The organism is Haloechinothrix aidingensis, from assembly GCF_013450155.1.
GTDB classification, from domain to species: domain Bacteria; phylum Actinomycetota; class Actinomycetes; order Mycobacteriales; family Pseudonocardiaceae; genus Haloechinothrix; species Haloechinothrix aidingensis.
Window position 1 is genome coordinate 12106 of sequence record NZ_JACCKD010000009.1, and the last position, 19277, is coordinate 31382.

The window sequence follows — 19277 nt, forward strand, 5'->3', positions numbered from 1 at the left end:
TCGCTGCGGGTGATCGAACGTGTGTGCGATATGCTGGGGGTGTGTCGGAGTTCGTGCAGGTGGTTGGTCCGGCCGGGGTGATGTTCGTCCCGGCCGGGCAGGCGCCTGCGGTCGCGTTCACACCGGAGGAGCAGGCCGAGATCCGCTGCCGCACCTTCACCGGCGAACAGGTCGCTGAGTTGAGTGCCGAGCAGGTGATCGAGACGTTGGCGGCGGCGCGCCGGATCCGGGCGCATACCGATGCGATCGAGGCGCACGCGCTGGCCCGGCTCGACCAGCTACGGGGGCAGGATCGGTATGTGGCTGATGAGGCCGCGCTCGAACTGCGCGTCTCCCGGCACACGGCGGCGCTGCGGCTGCACCGGTCCCGTCAACTCACCCAACGCATGCCCCGGCTGCTAGAGGCGATGGAGGCCGGGCAGATCGAAGCGACTGCCGCCGGGCGGATCACCGAGGCGACCGACACGCTGGAGGACGAGCAGGCCCGCCACGTGGACACACAGCTCGCCGAGAAACTCGAAAACGGGCGAGTCAGCCCCACGAATCCGGCCAACCTGGCCCGCGCCGCCCGCCGCCTCGTGGAACAGGCTGATCCCGACGGGCAGGCGGAGCGTGCGCGGCAGGCGCGGGCGGGGCGGAAGGTGGAACTGCTACCCGGCGAGGACGGGTTATCGACCCTGGCGGCGGACCTACCTGCCGAGGTGGCGGCCTCGGCCTACGCGCGGATCGACGCCATGGCCCACCGCGCCCGCCACCACGGGGACGCGCGCACCCTGGAGCAGCTGCGGGCCGACTTCCACGCCACCCTGCTGCTGGGGCAGGATCCCGAGGTGGCCGCCCCGGAGGGGGCGGCGACGGTGTTCCTGCACATGCCGGTCGATGCGGCGCTGGGCATGTCGAACACCGGGTGCGAGCTCTCCGGGTACGGGCCGCTGCCCGCCCCGATCGCCCGCCAGATCCTGGCCAGCCGGCACAGCGTGTGGCGCAAGGTGCTCACCGACCCCGCCAGCGGGGCGGTCCTCGACGTCGGCCGCAAGCGCTACCGGCCCACCACCGCCATCCGCGACCTGGTGGCCGTGCGCGACGCCGAATGCACCACACCCGGCTGCCACCGGCCCGCCCACCACAGCGACTACGACCACCTCCACGGATGGGCACGCGGCCAACACGGCACCACCGCCCACACCAACGGCGGCGCCAAATGCCGATGGCACCATCGCATGAAAGACCACCCCCACTGGACCCTCCACCACAACCCCACCAGCGGCACCAGCACCATCACCACCCCCACCGGACGGTGCTACACCCACGACCGGACCCCAGCAGCACCACCCGAACCGATCCCACCGGACACACCCACCGACCGCACAACCAGCGGCACCGACCCGCCAGGCGACCCGCCGTTCTGATCCGGCGCACCCTGCCGGTTACCGGCCGAGCAGGCCCTTGGCGATGTGGGTGGTCTGGACCTCGTTGCTGCCCGCGTAGATCATCAGCCCCTTGGCGTCGCGGGCGAGCTGCTCGACGCGGTACTCGGTCATGTAGCCGTTGCCGCCGAAGAGCTGCACGGCCTCCATCGCCACTTCGGTGGCGGCCCGGGAGGAGTACAGCTTCATCGCCGAGGCCTCCGCCAGGCTCGGTAGCGTGCCTGCGCGCAGCTTCTCCACGGTCCGGAAGACCATGTTCTGCACGTTGAGCCGCGCGATCTCCATCTCGGCAAGCTTGGCCTGGATGAGCTGGAGCCTCCCGATCTCCTGGCCCCACAGGGTCCGGCTGGCGGCGTAGTCCACGCACAGCCGGTGGCACTCGTTGATGATGCCCAGCGACAGGGCCGCGACCCCGATACGTTCGGCGGTGAAGTTCGCCCGCGCGCTTTCCCGCCCGGAGTCGGCGCTCTCGTCCTTCGCGGTTCCCTCGGTCTCGCCGAGCAGCCGGTCGCGACCGAGCCGCACGTGGTCGAAGGACAGCTCACCGGTCGGCGAGGAACCCAGGCCCATCTTCTTGAACGGTGTGGACCGTTCCAGCCCGTCCATGCCGGCGTCGAGCACGAAGGTCAGTACCTTCCGGTCCCGGACCGGGGTGCCGTCCCCGGTGTCGAGCTTGGCGTAGACGACGATGGTGTCGGCGTAGGGGCCGTTGGTGATGAACGTCTTGTGGCCGGTGAGGATGTAGTCGTCGCCGTCCCGGCGCACCGTCGTCGTCATCCCCCCGAAGGCGTCCGATCCCGCCTCGGGTTCGGTGATCGCCCACGCACCGACCTTGTCGAAGGTCAGCAGCTCCGGCACCCAGCGCTGCTTCTGCTCGAGCGTGCCCTTGGACATGATCGTGCCCGCGGCCAAGCCGAGACTCACCCCAGCCGAGGCCAGGATCCCGAGTGAGACACCAGCCAGCTCGGAGATCGCGATCAGTGCCATGGTCTCCTGGCCCGCGAGCGTGAACCCCGATCCCCCGCCGGAACCTGAGGTGGATCCCCCGGCGCCGCTGCCGGTGTCGGCCTTGCGCTTCTCGTGCTCGATGAGCTGGTCGAAGCCTTCCCTGGCGATCTCACCGACGCCGAAGCTCGCGAACAGCTTGCGGATGATGTCGTACGGCGGGAGCTCGCCGCTTTCCAGCTCGTCGGTGCGCGGGCGGATCTCCTTGTCGATGAACTCCCGGATGGACTCCCTGATCAGCTCATCGGTCTCGGACCACTCGATCATGATTCGTCTCCTCGCCTGGTAGCCGCGCGCACGCTGGTGACCGCCGTCGCACAGGCAGCGTAGAACAAAAACTTACGTTCACGCTAGTTTGTTTTTCGGTGACGCAGGTCACCGGACTCGCTGTGGTCCTGCCAACTCGCCCAGTCAGCTCACGGCGTCGGCGATCGCGTTGTCGACCGAGGCGGACACGTACCGCACGAGCTGGCCGCGCACGGTCTGCCACAGGGACTCGACCGCCTCCTCTGAGGAGATCAGCCCGACCACGGCCACCCCCCGCACGGCCGCCAGCACGGTGAGCATCACGGGAACCAGGTCCGGATGCCCCGTCACCTCGGGGAGGACCTCGCCGACGACCTCGGCGACCGCACCGATCACCTTGCGGTTGAGGTCCTCGACGTGGCCGCGCAGCTCCTCGTCGGTGCGGCTGGCGATGCCTATCTCCATGGCTGCCTTGAAACCGGGCGTGTCGTGCAACGCCCAGAGGCGGTCGAGCAGCGCGACCGCCCGGTCCGTCGGGGTGTCACCGCCGGGCGGATCGGCCCGGATCTCGTCGACGAGCTGGTTCATCATGTGTTCGAGCGCGGCCGCCACCAGCTCCGCCTTACCGGCGAAGTGGTAGTTCTGCGCACCCCGCGTGACCCCGGCGCGGGAAGCTATCTGGCCGGAGGTGACGTTGCCGTAGCCGGACTCCACGACGCAGGCGACCGTGGCCTCCATCAGCGCAAGGCGGGTGGCCGCGCGCCGCTCCGCCTGGGTCCGCCGCGCCATCGTCACACCACCTTCGCCTCACCCGCGTTCGCCTACCGTGCCCGTACGGGCAGCCCTGCCCCAGAACATACTGGTCCGGCAGGCGGGCACCGATCACGACTCGTCGAACCGGAGGAAGCGCGGCGGGATCTCGTCGGCCAGCCACACCTGATCGGCTCCCAGGTAGAAGCCGACTCCGACGGCGGAGGCGCCGGCCGCGTCGACGACGAGGACGCGGACATCGGGACTCTTGCGCCAGCCGACCTGACGGGCACTGTTCCGGTCGGTCGCCAGGTGCACGCAATGCCGCCGCATCGGCCGCAGCCCGTGACGCAAGATGTCGGCCACGGCCTGCGCACTTGTGCCGTGGTAGAGCACGGCCGGTGGCTCGGCGGGCTCTTTGTCGATATGCCCAGCGACGCTGTGCCCGTAGAGCGCGCGGATACGGTCCCCGTCGATCTCGAACCGTTGCTTGGTCTGATGCGCGACCATCTCGCGGACTTCCGCGCGCGTCAGGTCACGCCAGCGGTGATGGCGGGCCAGCTCCGCCACCAGCGCGTCGATCGATGTCCAGCCGGCCGCGTCGAGCTCCAGCCCCAGCTGATCCGGACGGTGCCGCAACGCCCAGGACACGGCCTTGCTCAACCCGATGCGGCGAGTACCCATCCGGTCGCTCCCTCTCGCGGCGGTGCCTGCTCCCTCCTCAGGGACTGCATCCCCATCGTCACACGCCCCAGCGGTAGCCGCGGCGACACGACAGTAGCGCGAGCGTGCTGGTATCCAGGTGTGTTCGGCCAGGTCGTCGAGCCCGTTGGTGCGGGCTGCTCGGCAGGGCTCCTCGATCCGGTCCGTTCCGTACGTCCGCGTCGACATACGGCCACGTGCCGGCCAGGTCACCGCAACCGGGCAGCGTCGCGCCGGTTGAATCAACGCGGGGTCAGCCGCGCGCGGCGAGCACCGCGTCGAGGATGCCCCGGCAGCGCGATCGCATCACGCGACAGCGACAGCTCCAGTTCCACCGGCCCGAAGAAGACGAGATCGACCGAGATCGACGAAGAACTCGTCCTCTGTCATACAAACGTCTCCGTTACGGAATCGGAAATCCGGTAATTATTCCCTCTCCTTCGGGATCAACGCTCAACTCGACTCGGGATCGTCCGCGACCGCCCGATCACCCGGCTCGACCTCCTCGATTGCCCGAGTCGCCCCGCCTGCACTCGAGACCGGCACCTGAGTATGGATCAAAAATTGGAACGTCGACCCACGTACTTCATCCGGACTAATACTGTCGACAAGATATTCGATTCTCTATAAAGATATCTGACACGGAACACTATTTTGGCTTTAACGGAAGCCACTCAGATTCATCGAGCCCCATTATCTCCCCCACCTCTGCCAGGATCTTCCATGTATCAGCGTCAACCTTAATATCCCGCTCATATAATTGGTCACAAAGTGTTTCCATCGCAAGAGCCAGTTCGCCTGCATCAAGTAGGCGTGCTATAGAACTAATCTCATTCTGAGTCAAATACCCTTCGTGCGATATCAATACAGAGTTTAACCGTCCTGCTATATATTCGCTAATAGGTCAACCCTCCATCACCACACTGGATAACCCGTTACAATCCCTTCTCCGTCTGGCTCAACAATCACTTCGATGTTCACACCGTCACGACGCCCACCTACCTCGAATCGGACAGGTTTTCCCTTCCTCGTAAACCTAGCACCTACCGCACCAGTCTGCTGCTGCCATGATGATGCAGGGTCGGTGGCAACGTCGGAAATATTGTGCATGATCTTTTCTCGTGACCAGTCTTGCGGGAAGATCGATTTACCCGGCTTACCCGGAGACATGTGCCCACCGCCAAACTCATCGCCGTCCAAGATATGACGGGTACGGCTGTCGCTTGCCAGGTTGACGTATTCGTCATCGGGCCCGCATCCGGGGTTGGTGTTGTGAACCAGCAGGTCCAGCTCAGCATCGAGATCCGCTTCGGCGTCGAGGGCGACGTGGTAAGTGTGGATCCCGTCGACGGACAGGTTGTGCACCCGCTGCACCCGCCGCGTGGACTCGACACCAGAGATCTCGACCAGCTCGCCCCCGCTGGTGCGCAGCTCGTCACCAGCCTCCAGATCACCGGCATCAACCCACCGGCCCCGATCATCCACCCAGAACGGGTGCCCGGCCGTGGCCACCACACTGCTGGACCCACCATCACCAGCGTCACCGGCACCCGCATCGTCGGTCGTGACAGTGACCTCAACCAGCGTCTTGTGCCCATCACCGGTGATCGTGTCGATCACCTCACGGGCACCCCGCTCACCCGACTCGGGATCCACCGCGACCACTCGGTCACCCGGCTCGACCTCCTCGATCGCCCGAGTCGACCCGTCGGCCATGGTCACCTCGGTACCCGGCACGAAGCTGTTCGGCACACACGACCGGCCCGAACTGCTCCCCCGGCTCGACGGCAGACCCGTATCCGGCCGTTGCGGCGGCGACGTCGACGGCGCACCCGACGAGCGCGGCCCCGGAGACGTCAAGCCGGAAGCACCACTGCCCCCGCGACCCACCTGCTCCGGCACGAACCGCGCCGCATCACCACCGGAGGCCACATCATCGGCACCCCGTCCCAGCGTGCCCAGATCCACCGCCGGCTGATCGTTCAACCGATCCAACCGGCGCTGCACACTCGGCGAGACCCGAGGCGAGGTGGACGGGCGCGACGCGTACGTCATCGCATCCCTCTTCACACGCGCCCGCCGCGCGGCCAACCGAGCCGCTTCCCGGGCAGCCTCCGCCGCCGCCCGCGCGGCTGCCGACGAGCCCCGCGACACCGCACCACCGGCCCCGGACACCACAGCCCGTCTCGCGACGCCACGAGCCGCACCGCGCACTACACCTCGGCCCGTGCTCCGCACCACCGAGCGGGTCGAACGTGTCGCGCGCGTCGACCTCGTCCGCGTCGTCGTCGAACTCCGCGTCCGCGTGCTTCCCGACCGGGAGTAGCTACGCGAACTGCCGCTCTTGGTCAGCTTCCGCGCGCCCTTGGCAGCCGACTTCGCCGCCGACTTGACATTGCCCCAGAAGTAGTCCTTGCGTCACAATACTGCCGCGTGTTGATGCGACAACACACAATGCGCACTTCGTACGCACGATAAAATATACTATCAACACTTAAGAATAGCACATAGAAGTTGCCTATACAGGTGCAAGATTGACAACTTTGCGAAAACGCAAACAGCGCGCTCATCACTACCGCGCTTGCACATCCAACTGGAAGGCACTCGACGTGTCAATCAGAATTGATTTGTCACCAAGAGAAAGGTGATTTCGCTCCGGGCGACCCACCAACAATTTCGGTTCTGCGTAATTCGTGCTGCCATTCTGACGTGTAATCAATTCCGGATATTCCGAGATGTAGCCCTGATCGCTAACCTCAGAAGTTCTACTGTATCCAGTAGCGCACTTCCTATTCTGCGCGCCACCACTTTCGACGGGATCCACCTGGGGCTGTCGAGTACAAATACCGTACAGAGATAACTCTGTGTCCGGTCCTCCCGTGGGCCAACTCATGTACGCTCCTGCACCGTCCGGCTCATAATGCTGCTTAACGTCCTGGTCATCGCTGCTACGTGGGTCGAGTACACCGAGATTGATCTCGTCTTGATTCTTTCTTTCCTCTATGGCCCGTGACACCCTTGGCGCGATCGTTTCTACAGGATCGGGCGGCGCGTGGGGAGTATTGGCGTCGCGCTCGACACGCGCCCGGCGTGCAGCCAGTCTCGCTGCCTCGCGAGCGGCTTGCTTATCAGCACGATATGCGGCCGCACTATTCACTGCACCGCCAGAAGCACCTATATACGAAGGTGAACTCGAAGTATACCGACGTGATGATTGAGGCGTTCCCATCCCAGCTGCAACACCGGGACGCCGAATATACGTTACAGGCTGGTTATATATCATATCCCTAAGCGCTTCCTCGCGATAGCGATCTATAGTGCCGGATAGACTCGACATTCCACTCAGGTCTTCAAGGGTACTGACGACTTCATTGATCGCTCCGTAATGACGCTCATATACCTGCATTGCGCGCTTAACGAACGGAACGACATACCTCCTGGCAGCCGCAACGGCCGTAGCCCTTAGAACGGTAGCCCCAAGCCTCAACCCTGCTGCACCTACTGCCAGTATCACCTGGACCCATTCCCCTGTCGGGTCCGTGTGGCTCAACGGGCTTGATGCCCCGTACCTATACCGGTTGGCGTTGCCCACGTCCCGCGGGTCCAGACCCGCCTGATCCCGCGAGGCGAACGTGCCCGTACCCGGCTGGTACCAGCGCGACCCCATATGCACGTTGCCCGAGTCCGGATCGGTGAACTGACCCTGGAAGCCCACGTCCGGCTGCGCACCGTCCGAGGCGGTCACCTCGCCGAACGGGCCGAAACTGCGCGAGCCCGCCAGCTCACCACCGGCCGGGTCGATCACACCCACCAGATCCGTATGCCGGTCCGACCAGCCCAGGCCGGTACCCGAACCACTACCGGCACCCAGCAGACGCCCGCCCGGGGTGTACGAGTAGGTGCCGACCCCGTCCGAGGCGACATCCAGGCTCGCCCCGACGTAGCTCAGGCCACGACCGTCCCTGTCGATGAGCCGGCCCAGGCCGTCGTAGGTGTAGCTGGTTCCGCCGTCAGCCACCAGCTCGTCGAACGCGTTGAACTCCACGTCGGTGGACTGGCCGTCCTCGACGCGCTCGGTCAGCGTGCCCCGCGCGGTGTAGGAGTACTGCGTGCTGCCGTGTTCGAGCAGCTGGTTGCGCTCGTTGAACACCGCGGTCTCGTCCCCGCGCCCGACCAGGTTGCCCGCGTCGTCCCACGTGTAGTCGACAGTGGAGTCCCCGTCGTTCCACGAGGACAACCGGCCGGCCTGGTCGTAGGTGTAGGTGTTCTGCGCGGCACCGGCCACGCCGGACGTGGTCTTCGAGGTCAGGCGACCGGCGTCGTCGTAGCCGTAGGCGATCGAACCGACCTCGCCGTCATCCGTGGCGAAGGCGTCCTGCACCAGCCTGCCGGACTCATCGTAATCGTACGAGCGGGACACCCCGCCGTAGTCGACCGTGCTCACCCGGCCCGCGTCGTCGTAGCCGTACGACGCCGTCGCGCCGGACACCGGGTCGGTGGCCGTGGACAGCCTGCCAGCGGCATCGTAGCCGTACTCGCCCGTGCCTGCCTCGGTCGTGGCCTGGACCAGCCGGCCGTCGTCACCCCAAGAGAACTCCGTCGACCCCGACGGCCCCTCCGCCGAGAGCAGGTTCCCCCGGTCGTCGTAGGAGTAGACGTTGTCCCCGCCCGGAGCCGACACGCGCGTGCGCCGCCCCGCGTCGTCGTAGGTGAACTCCCGGTCCGGAGTGACCGCCGTGGCCCCGGTAGCGGTCCGGGTCAGCAGGTTGCCCAGCGGGTCGTAGGTGTTGCTGATCTCCACCCCACCCGGCTTGGCCAGCGTTGCCACGTCGCCCCGCGCGTCGTACGACACCGTGTAGGTGCGGTCCGCCGCATCCGGGGTCTGCTCCGTGGCGGGCTCGATCGTCGACTCCGGCAGGCCCCAGGAGTTCACCGTGAACTCCGTGGTGTTGCCGTTGCCGTCCGTGGCACGGGTGATGTTGCCTGCCGCGTCGTAGCCGTAGCTGGTGACGATGGAGCTGTCCCCGTCCACCGGGCGTGTCACCGACCGCAGGTTGTCGTGCGCGTCGAACTCGTAGGAGGTCGTCGCGCCCAGCTCGTCGGTCTCGCTGGTGCGGTTACCCGCGGCGTCGTAGCCGAAGCTCCGGCTGGCGAGCACCTCGCCGTTCGAGTCCATATCGGACTCCTCGAGTACGCGTCCCGCCGCGTCGTACTCCAGCCGTGTGGTCACCCCGGCCGGGTCGTGCGTCTCCACCGGACGGCCTGCCGCGTCGTAGGACGCGGTGGTCTCCACACCGGCCGGGTCTGTGATCGACACCGGGTTGCCCTCGACGTTGTGCTCCAGCGTCGTGGTCCGGCCGAGCGGGTCCGTCTCGCTGGCCGGGTTGCCCAGCTCGTCGTAGGTGAACTCGGTCGTCAGGTACCGCTCGGTTGGCTCGCGTTCCACGACCGTCTCGGTGATCTGCCTGCCGAGCTGGTCGTAGGTGGCATACGTCTGCGCACCCAGCTGGTCGGAGACCATCCGTCGCAGCCCCGTCGGGGTGTACGTCGCGATCGTCGTACCACCGGCCTGGCCCGACAGCGACGGCGGATCCGTCACCCGGCGCTGGTTGCCCAGCTCGTCGTAGCCGTAGGTGGTCTCGTGCCCTGCCGCGTCGGTCTCGGCGACCACCCGGCCCGCCGCGTCGTAGGAGGTGGTGCTGGTCGCGGTGATCGGCTCGTCCGCCCCGGGCGGGGTGTAGTCCGGCCGTGTCTCGGACACCTGCCGTCCCACCCCGTCGTAGTCGTAGCGGGTGACGTTGCCGTTCGGGTCCCGCTCGGCGACCACGTCGCCGAAGGTGTTGTACCCGGTCTCGGTCTCCGGCCGGGTGACCTCGGGCTCGGACCCGGCGGAGGTGACCTCCACCGGCGGCGCCACCTCACCGACCTGCCTGCCGAACCGGTCGTAGGAGTAGTCGGTGGTGAACCGCGCGGCGTCCGCTCCCTCGACCGTGCCGCGCGGCCCGGTGACACTGAGCTTCAGCCCGCGCTGGTCCCGCTCGATCTCGGTGACCAGCGCCTCGGTCTCGTCCAGCGCGACCTCTTCGCGCACCACCCTGCCCATCGGGTCGTACTCGTAGGCCGTGTGCTCCAGGTACTCGCCGTCCGGGGCGACCGTGGACTCCCCTGTCGGGTTGTCCATGTCGTCGTGGGTCGTCCACGTGGTGCGCAGGTGCTCGTCGCCGTCGTACTCGAACACCTTGACCGGACGCCCGCCCGGGTCATAGGCGGTCTCGGTGGTGTAGCGGCCGTCCCCGCGGACCTCTGTGGACAGCTGTCCGTCACCGGTGTAGCCGTACGCGGCGATCTGGAAGTCCCGCGTCTCACCCGTCTCCGGGTCCTCGTAGTCCACCAGATGCTCGGAGGCCAGCAACCCGTCGTGGTAGTAGGTGTACGCGGTGGTGTTGCCCATCGCGTCGGTGACCTCGGCCAGCCGCCCGGCCGGGTCGTAGGCCCGCGACTCCAGCACCACGTCCCGCGGATCACCACCGTCCCCGCTGAAGCCGTGCACCGTCGTGGTGGCCGGCCTGCGCCCGGCGTCGGTGTGGGTGTAGGTGAACCGGGTGCCCGCCTTGTCGGTGCGCTCGACGACCTCACCGAACTCGTCGTAGACGACGCTCTCCGTGCCGCCCTCCGGGTCGGTCGTGGAGTCCTGCCTGCCGAGGGCGTCGTAACCGTAGCTGGTGGTGCGTGACGGGTCGCTTCCTGAGATGTCCTCGACTGTCTCCGAGGCGAGCCTGCCGTCCGCCCGGTACTGCCGCACCAGCCGCTCCTGGTGTTCCTCCCCGGTCACCACGTCGGTCTCCGGGGAGCTCGTCTCGGTGAGCAGGCGGCCCGCGCTGTCGTAGGAGTACGTCGTCTGTGCCGCGTAGGCACCGTCCGAGGCCCCGACCGTCTCGCTGACCTTCCTGCCGACGCCGTCGTAGGAGTACCAGGTCTTCTTCCCGGCGGGGTCCGTCTCGCCGTGCAGGTCACCGGCACTGGTGTAGTCGTACCAGTGGCTCTGCCCGTCCGGCAGGACCTTCTGCGTGAGCAACCCGGCAGGCTGCGTCCCGCCGTCGGGGGCCTCCTCCGTCCCGTCGCTGTAGAAGTACTCGGTCTCCCTTCGCGGCCCCTCGCTCGTGGCAGGCGAGACGACCTTGGAGACCTGTCCGGTCTGCGTGTAGCTGTAGGTCGTCAGGTAGCGGTCGTCGCTCGGGGTGGCCGACCGGGCGCTGCGGTACTCGGTGACCTTGTCGTTGCGCGGGTCGAGCGGGTCGTCCTCGTTGAGGAAGTACGAGTGGTAGCTGCTGTAGCAGGACTCGGTGCCGTCGGTGCGGCACTTCTTGCGGGTCACCTCGTTGCCGCGCTCGTCGTGCGCGAGCCAGGTCTTGCCCCCGTTCGGATCCGTGATCGTGTGCACGAAACCGCCGGTGTCGTAGGTGTAGACCGTGGTAGCACCGGCCGGGTCGGTCTTGGACACCAGCCTGCCGCCACCGGTCGGGTCGTAGGTGCGGGTGGTGACGTTGCCAGCGGGGTCGGTGATGTCCACGGAATGCGCCGCCACGCTGGCCGCGTAGTGATCGGAGATCTCGCCGGGACCGATCCCGCGCTGGTACACGGCGACATCGGCGATATCACCCTCGAAGAAGCCCCAATCGTCCTCCGGGCGCGCAGCCCACTCCCCACCGGAGAGCGTGAACTTGCCCGTCCCGACGAAGTGGTACTTGCGCTTGCTGTTGATCTCCCCTGCCTGGCTGCCCACCAGGCTCCCGTCGAGGTGCAGCCACTGCCGCTGCCGGTCGGCACGCAGCGCCACGTGGTGCCACTCGCCGTCGTTGACCGCGCCGTCGCTGGTGATCCCGTCGACGGTGCCGTTCCAGAACTGCCCGTGCAGCTTGCCGTCGGTACCCACGTACAGGATCGGCATGGCACCCGGCGTCTCGGTGTCCCCGGGAAGCGAGTCCGCGCTGGCGAACAGCGCACCGCCCTCCTGCGATGTGGTCCTGAACCACAGCTCGACGGTCGTGCGGGTGCGGTGCTGCACCAGGCTGTCCGGGAGGCGGACGTACGAGCTCTGCCCGTCGAAGCCCGCTGCCCCGGCACCCTCCATCGGCGGCTGCACGTCCCGGTCGACATCGTGGTACGTGCCCTGGGACAGCCGCGGATCGGACTCCGGCCGCAGGGCGGAGTCGCCCTCCTCGAGGCCCCACAGCCCGACGGGTCCGGTCCCGCGCACCGTGTCGCGATAGCCGTCCCTGTCGTCCCTGGCCGCGTAGTGGGAGCTGACCTCGCTCTCGCTGACGGGCCGCTGGTACAGCGCGAGGTGGCTGATCGCCCCCTCGAAGTGGCCCCAGGGATCCTCCGGCCGCGCAGGCCATCCCGACGTGGTGACCACGCCGGTGCCGACGTAGTTGTACAGGTAGTCGGTACTGATCTCCCCGTCCAGCGTGCCGACCTGATCGCCGTCGAGGTACATCGTCTGGTGGTCGTCGGTGGCCGAGAGCGTCACGTGATGCCACTCGCCGTCGTTGACGGCGCCGCTTGTGGAGATGCCCTCTGCCTGGCCGTTCCAGAAGTGCCCGTAGAGCTTGCCGTCGGTGCCGACGTAGAGCACCGGTGTCGAGCCGGTGCCCTCCAGCGTGTCGTCCCGCTTGAAGTTGCCCGTGGAGAACAGCACCCCGCCGTCGTCCGATGTGGTCTTGAACCACAGCTCGACGGACATCTGGTTGTTCGAGATGGTCTGGTGCGCCGGCAGCGTGGCGTAGCTGTCCTGCCCGTCGAAGGACCGTCCGTGCGAGCCGGGGAACGGGCCGTCGACCTGGCCACCGCCCGCGCGGTAGTACACGCCGCGCCGGAGTTCGGAATTCCCGTCGGCGGTACTGCCCTCGGACTCGTCCAGCTGCCAGTAGGCGTCCGGACGCGAGCCGGTCACGGCCTCGCGGTAGCGGTGCCCGTCCCCGGAGACCTCGGGCGTGCCGATCCGGTACGTCCCGCCGTGCTCGTCGGTGTGCTCGGCGACCCTGGACGTCGCGTCGTCGTAGGTGATGCTGGCGACAGGGACGTCGCCGGGACCGGTCACGCCGGTCAACCGGTCGCCTGCGGACCGCGCGGCGTAGTGCTCGGCGATCGTGGTCGCCCCCAGCGGGCGATGGTAGATCGCGACCTCGCCGATGGACCCCGAGAAGTGGCTGACCGGCTCGGAGTCCGGCTGGGACGGCCAGTGCTCCACCCAGGCCGCGCCGATCTGGTTCGAGGTCATGTCCAGGTGGTCGATCCGGCCGCCACGGCTGCCCACCTCGGTTCCGTCCAGGTACAGGGTCTGGGTATCGCCCGCGCCGGAGAGCGCCACGTGGTGCCACTGCCCGTCGGTCACCGCGCCGTCGGTGGTGATCGGGGTGGCGTCACCTGCCCACCACTGGCCGCGCAGCTGCCCGTCGGAGCCGATGTACAGCGCGGGCACGTAATGGGTCTCCTTGCCGTCACCCAGCCGCCAGTTCTGGTATCCGAACAGCGCTCCGGGTTCGGTGGTCTTGAACCACATCTCCAGGGTGAGGTTCTCCCGGCCGTGGATCGCCTCCTCCGGGATCCGCGCCATACTGGACTCGCCGTTGAACCCTGCCGCGCTGGAGTCGACTCCCTGCAGCGGGCCGTCCTGGCCGTGCGCGATGTCGACCAGCGTGCCGTCGTTGCTGGACCAGTAGCCCGGCTGCTCGCTCGTGGCCGTCTCGCCGTCCGGCTCGGCCAGCCGCCAGTACGCGTCCGGGTTCGCGTCCAGGGTCGTACTGCGGTACCGGCCACCGGGTTCGTAGGTGTACTCGGTGCACACGTCCGTGGGGTCGCACGCCTCGATCAGCCGGGACCCGTCATAGCTGTATGTCCAGGTGACCGCGGGGTCGGGGCCGGTCGTGACCTCCGTGACGTGCCCACCAGACCAGGCGAAGTCCAGGTACCGGCCGGACGCCGTGTCGGTGGCACGCTCCAGCCGCCCGTCGGTGTCGTGCTCCAGCTGCTGTACGCGACCCTCACCATCGGTGATCTCGACGATCCGGCCCGCGCTGTCGAACCGGTAGCGGGTGCCGCCCTTCGCGCGCAGCACCCAGCCGTCCCCGTCGGCGACCAGGGTCGCGACCTGTCCGGCGGGTGTGGCGTAGCTGCCGTCGGCTTCCTTGCCGTAACGGGCCTGCTTGCCGTCCGGATAGGTCACCACAACGTTGCCCGAGCCGTCCTCATCCGGCACCAGCCGCATGTCCCACCGTGTCGTCCAGCCCGCGCCGAACGTCAGGTCGTCACGGGGGTCCAGGCTGTTGTAGGTGCGGTTCACGGCCAGCGACGGCCCGACCGTGGCCACATCGGCATCGGTGGCCGCCATGGTGTAGTTACCCACGGCCGGGTCGACCTTGCCGTCCTCCTCGGACGCGGAGGCCAGGTTGCTGGTGATGGCCGGCTGTGCCACGTGCGTGCTGAGGTAGGCACGGTCCGTCCAGCGGCCCGCGTCCTCCGTATCGCTGATCCTGCCCTGCCAGCTGTACGTCTCACCCCAGGACAGCGTGCCTTCCGGCACCTGCCATCTGGCGGAGGACCGCCAGTCCGATGTGGTGCAGTCGTCGCCTGAGGAGTCGCACACGCGGAACTGGTACTCCAGCCCGTCGCCGGGCCAGCCGTCCGGGTCACTGCCGGAAAGCATCAGGCTCGGGGTGAGCGTGCCCGCCTCGAAGTTGCTCGGCGGTGACATCGACTCCACGACCGGCTTCCGGTTCGGGATCGTGAACGTCACCGGGGCCGACATCGGGACATCGGCCTCGGAGAACCAGCCGGTGCCGACCTTGCCCATGTCCCACCGGAGCGTGTACTCGCCGGGAGGCAGCGAGCGGATCTCCGCGTCCAGGGTGACGCTCTCCCCCGTCGCGACGCTGGTGGGCATGTCGGTGAACCGCGTCCACTCGCGCCACGGGAGCTTGTTGCCGTCCCCGTCCCAGAGCTGGTAGCCCAGCTTGTAGTCGTTGTCGGGCGTCCAGGTGTCCTTGCCGTCGTTGGTGACCGTGACCCGCATGGAACCGCTGTCGGTGCTGGTGACCGTGTCGGTCATGTCCCCGACGGAGTACTCGGCCCAGTGCTCCGTATAGGTCACGTCCAGCGAGGGCGGGTTCGCCGAGGCCGCACTGGCGAACTTCTTCCACCCGTAGGAGTCCGACATGGACGCGCTCAACCGCAGACCGTGATTGGGCTCACCCCGGACCCAGCCCTGCACCAGGTCCCTGCCCGCGTCACCGAGGTCGATGCCCACCCAGCGGGACCCACAGCTGCTGCTGTAGCCGTAGGCGAAGCTCTTCCGTGCGAGCACGCTTCCCCAGTCCGGTCCGGGGAACGACTTGTTTCCGGACACCGACCACGGTTCGGTCACCGGCCGCACGGTCATCGTCCGGTCGTTGCACGAGTACGACCAGGTGTTGTACAGGTTCAGCCGCGCACCGAGGACGTACATGCCGTCCAGGTCGCTGGTGACGTCGTCGAACTTCAGGAACGAGACCGACTTGTTGTCACCACCGTTGAACGTGCCGACCTTCAGGTTCGCCTCACCCGAGTAGTCGTTGTGGTAGGGCGACTGCACGTAGGTGGACCCGTTCGAGTCCTTACGGGACACCGACGGGTCGATCCGGACCGGCCACTCGCGCTCGTCCGCGGCCAGCCACTCGGGGTCCGCGGATACGTGCAGCACCTGCTTACCGGGCTCACCGGTGAGCTCGTAGTCGACGTCGTAGGACAGCGCCCCGTCCCCGGAGCGCTCGTCGACGTTCGCGTCCTCCATGTAGCCGGGCGGGATCACCGCCTCCGTCTCGCCGTCGGCGTCGACCAGCTCGACCGCGCCATCCTCGGTCAGGCTCGCCGTCAGCCCCTTCAGCTCCAGCGGGAACGCCCACTCCGCCGGCGCGTCCGGGGAGTGCAGCACGATGTCTTCCTTCACACCGCCCGGTGTGACCTGCAGCTCGAGATCGGCGTCGCGGCGCACGTCCGGGTAGGTGATGGTGTCACCGGAAACCTCCCCCAGAGCGGCTTCCGCGTCCTCGATGCCGAACCCGACCGTCTTCCGGCCATCCAGGCCCATCCGGACGATCGTGTTGGCCTTCGCGGAGCGTGCGAACCGCCTGTCTCCGTCCACCGCGGCAGCGCGCCAGCCGTTACCCCTGGAGACCAGATCGGTGTCGATGGTGCGCCACGAACCATCATCCTTGAAGTGCCGGGGCCCCTGGAAGTGCCGCACGGTCCGGCTGCCGTCCGGGTTCTCGAAAACCTTGCGTGCCGGCCCGCGCTCGTCCTCGATCTCACGGCTGCGTTCCGCGTCGAACCCGATCCGCTCGGTGGGCTCGACATCGGCGGGGTCACCGACCTCGACACCGGCCTCGTCCTCCGTGGCGCCCTTCAGCCGCGGCACCGGGTGTCGCTCGTCGGCGTCCAGGCCCTCCGCCAGCGGTGCGTCGTGCTCGGTGGCCAGCCCGGCCCGTTCGTCGGTCGCCCCGGACGGCACCTCGTGCGACCGGCCTTCCGCCGTACCCTCCCGCTGCTCCGGGAGCTCACCCGGCCCGGCGGATGCGGACCAGGGCTGGTGCGTCAGCAACCCGGCGGCGAGCACCAGAACCAGCACGATGGACAGCAGTTGGACAGGGCGGAGTTGCCCGACCCGTGACATGCAGACCCCCACATCAGCCGGCCACCCAGGCGATCCGGCTGTTCACGTATACGGAACATATCGCGCGAAGCGCCCATATCGGATAGGGCGCGACACGCACGAGTCCGGAACGTACCTCGTGAAGGGGAAAGCGGACAACACGTTCGTGTTACGACGTGCGCCGAGTTACCGATCGAAAGCGCCGCACGGGGCACTACGGCGGGTAACGGGCGCGCGCGGGCAAGCGCCGCGCGCAGGAACCTATCCCGCCGAACGCAGCAATATCGTCGTCAGCCTGCTGCCAGGACCGGCTACCGGGCCCGCGGGGACGTGCCGATGATCTCGCTCACACACCCGGGTGGACATCGCCCGGTGCGGTCAGCTGGAACTCTCGTTCCACTTCCGGTCGGCTTCGTCAGCCTCCTCGGTGCGCCGGCGCGCGATCTCGAGCGCCTGCCGCGCGGTGGCCTCGTCCGGGTAAGGACCCATGCGGTCGATCGCACGGGACACCGCACCGTGTTCCACCTCGCCGGTGCGCGTGTTGTAGTACCAGCCCGGATCGGGTTGCGGGTCCTCGTCGCGAGCAGCCATATCACCAGTGTGCTGGAGATTCCTCAGTCACGAAAGCGATACGGGCGCTCGATCGGCTCACCCGTCGGGCCGAAGTCGCTCGACGTGTCGGTGAACCACTCGCCCGCCTGCCAGGTCCCCTGCCCCTCGCCGGGCCGGTCCCCGGGCGTAGCGCCCGTGCTGAACGGGTACCGCTCCGAGGCGGGCCGCGCGGCCTGCCCCTGGGGCGGCTGTGTGGCGTGCCCCTGGGGCGGCTGCTCGGCCGGGCGGTGGCCACCTTCCGGCTGCCACACCGGTTCGGGTCCGACGTTCATCGGGGCGGGGTCGCCGCGTCGCGGGGCCGGTTCACTCGCGGGCGCCGGTTTGTCCGCGATGACCGGGTCCAGGCAGGTGACCGGGACGGTCGTCGACTCCGGGTCGTCCACGACGCGCCCGCTGCGCTCCCGGTAGACGAGCTCCCCCGAGCCGTCGATCTCCACGAGGTAGCCCGCCTCCGCCAGCTGCTCCTCGTCCAGGTCGACGAGTCGCTCCCGTCTGGACGGCAACACCCGGTACTCCGGCCAGGACAGTTGCCGGTAGGTCTGGTGGAACTGGGCGAGCAGGTTCGTCATCTGCTGCTGCCACGGCAGCGGCATCTCCTCCACAAGCGACCGGGGTAGCACCACGTACCCTTCGCTCACCCCCGGCCAGCCTCGCTGCAGGTGGTCGGCGAGCGGGGTGCTGGAGGCAGGTGGACCGGCCTGCCTCGGGATCGGGGCTGTGGCGAACGCGCGCTGCGGATCGAGAGGCCGGGACTTGTTGCCCTTACCGAACAGTTTCACCACACATCATCCTCTCTGCTGTCGTACACCGGACTACGTCAACCCTCACACCCTCGCGTCGATCGTCATCTCAGACACCCGGTCGCACCGCCTCGGCCAGCATCCCGGCCTCGTCGAACGACACATCCCTAGTATGCACGGGCACCCCGCTCTGCTGGGCCTCCACGATCTTCCCGTCGCCGATGTACATGGCGACGTGGTGGATCGTGTTCGGGTCCGACGTGTCGTGGGCCCAGAACAGCAGATCCCCCGGAGCGGCCTGCTCCACGGGCAGCATCGACCCCGCCCGGTACTGGTCCCGGGACACCCTCGGCAGCGTGACCCCGGCGGCCTCGTAGGCACGCAGCAGCAACCCGGAACAGTCGTAGGCGTCCGGCCCCTCGGCCCCCCACACGTACGGCTTGCCCCGCTCACGCAGGGCGAACTGGATCGCCGCGTCGGCGGCCCCGTTCGGCGGGACCGTCGACCCCTCGATCTCCCCGCACCCGGCGGCGTCGTCGACCTCACCCAGCTCCTCGACCAGGTGCACGGCCATGGCCTCCCACTCGTGGTAGCGCTCCGGGAACGCCGAACGCTCCACCGCCTGCGCGACCTCCCCCGGCCTGCGCGACTGCCATCCGGGGACGTCCTCCATCACGTCGAAGAACTTGTTGACCTGGTACTGCGGGTCCAACACCTCTTCCGGGCTCCCCCAGCCCATGGACGGCCGCATCTGGAAGATCCCCAGCGAGTCCCGATCCCCGTAGGGCACGTTGCGCAGCTTCGACTCGGTCATCCCGGCCTGGATCGCGATCTGCCACGCCCGCGGCGGCAAGCCACGCTCCTGGCCGATCGAGATGATCAGCGAGACGGTCCCCAGTTGCTCCTCGTTCAGGTTCGTGGCCTGCCGTACCCCACTGCGCTGCTCCCCGGGGCGTGTCGGGCCGAGCATCGCCTCGCAACTGACATGATCGATCATGTCCGATTCGGCCCGATGCTGGCTGTTGACCACCGTGATCACGGTCAGCACCATCACCAGCGCCGCACACGCGATCACGACCACGGCCCCGAGGACCCACCTGATCCGCACGG

General features: G+C 67.9%; 10 protein-coding genes. 1 reads left to right on the plus strand and 9 read right to left on the minus strand.

The window, feature by feature from the left end:
- Positions 1 to 41: 41 nt before the first annotated feature.
- Positions 42 to 1409 carry a DUF222 domain-containing protein gene (locus H0B56_RS20445; protein ID WP_180894742.1) on the plus strand — a complete coding sequence of 456 codons (1368 nt, stop codon included), beginning with the start codon at positions 42 to 44 and terminating at the stop codon, positions 1407 to 1409.
- Positions 1410 to 1427: 18 nt separating this feature from the next.
- Here H0B56_RS20445 and H0B56_RS20450 read toward each other — a convergent pair whose 3' ends face one another.
- The 9 genes from H0B56_RS20450 to H0B56_RS20490 all read right to left on the minus strand — a co-directional run bounded on the left by H0B56_RS20450 (position 1428) and on the right by H0B56_RS20490 (position 19275).
- On the minus strand, positions 1428 to 2699 hold the full coding sequence (locus tag H0B56_RS20450; RefSeq protein ID WP_180894743.1) for an acyl-CoA dehydrogenase family protein: 1272 nt from the start codon (positions 2697 to 2699) through the stop codon (positions 1428 to 1430).
- Between the two features lie 144 nt (positions 2700 to 2843).
- On the minus strand, positions 2844 to 3467 hold the full coding sequence (locus H0B56_RS20455; RefSeq protein WP_180894744.1) for a TetR/AcrR family transcriptional regulator: 624 nt from the start codon (positions 3465 to 3467) through the stop codon (positions 2844 to 2846).
- Between the two features lie 93 nt (positions 3468 to 3560).
- Entirely contained in the window at positions 3561 to 4112 is a 552-nt protein-coding gene (locus H0B56_RS20460) for an RNA 2'-phosphotransferase (protein WP_180894745.1), read from the minus strand.
- A gap of 667 nt (positions 4113 to 4779) precedes the next feature.
- Positions 4780 to 5031, minus strand: a complete 252-nt coding sequence (locus H0B56_RS23715) for a MafI family immunity protein (RefSeq protein ID WP_141134757.1) — start codon at positions 5029 to 5031, stop codon at positions 4780 to 4782.
- Positions 5032 to 5045: 14 nt separating this feature from the next.
- Positions 5046 to 6125 carry a polymorphic toxin-type HINT domain-containing protein gene (locus H0B56_RS20470; RefSeq protein WP_180894746.1) on the minus strand — a complete coding sequence of 360 codons (1080 nt, stop codon included), beginning with the start codon at positions 6123 to 6125 and terminating at the stop codon, positions 5046 to 5048.
- Between the two features lie 577 nt (positions 6126 to 6702).
- Entirely contained in the window at positions 6703 to 16836 is a 10134-nt protein-coding gene (locus tag H0B56_RS20475) for a LamG-like jellyroll fold domain-containing protein (RefSeq protein ID WP_180894747.1), read from the minus strand.
- Positions 16837 to 17193: 357 nt separating this feature from the next.
- The gene (locus H0B56_RS20480; protein ID WP_180894748.1) at positions 17194 to 17406 is read right to left on the minus strand and encodes a hypothetical protein; all 213 of its coding nucleotides are present in this window, start codon (positions 17404 to 17406) and stop codon (positions 17194 to 17196) included.
- A 23-nt stretch (positions 17407 to 17429) separates the two neighbouring features.
- The gene (locus H0B56_RS20485) at positions 17430 to 18209 is read right to left on the minus strand and encodes a hypothetical protein (RefSeq protein ID WP_180894749.1); all 780 of its coding nucleotides are present in this window, start codon (positions 18207 to 18209) and stop codon (positions 17430 to 17432) included.
- Positions 18210 to 18276: 67 nt separating this feature from the next.
- Positions 18277 to 19275 carry a C40 family peptidase gene (locus H0B56_RS20490; RefSeq protein WP_343063978.1) on the minus strand — a complete coding sequence of 333 codons (999 nt, stop codon included), beginning with the start codon at positions 19273 to 19275 and terminating at the stop codon, positions 18277 to 18279.
- Positions 19276 to 19277 lie beyond the last annotated feature (2 nt).

What these genes read in the sequence shown, in the direction of transcription:
- H0B56_RS20450 (WP_180894743.1), bottom strand. Translation starts at nt 2,699, where the DNA reads ATGATCGAGTGGTCCGAGACCGATGAGCTGATCAGGGAGTCCATCCGG.
- H0B56_RS20455 (WP_180894744.1), bottom strand. Translation starts at nt 3,467, where the DNA reads ATGGCGCGGCGGACCCAGGCGGAGCGGCGCGCGGCCACCCGCCTTGCG.
- H0B56_RS20460 (WP_180894745.1), bottom strand. Translation starts at nt 4,112, where the DNA reads ATGGGTACTCGCCGCATCGGGTTGAGCAAGGCCGTGTCCTGGGCGTTG.
- H0B56_RS20475 (WP_180894747.1), bottom strand. Translation starts at nt 16,836, where the DNA reads ATGTCACGGGTCGGGCAACTCCGCCCTGTCCAACTGCTGTCCATCGTG.
- H0B56_RS20480 (WP_180894748.1), bottom strand. Translation starts at nt 17,406, where the DNA reads ATGGCTGCTCGCGACGAGGACCCGCAACCCGATCCGGGCTGGTACTAC.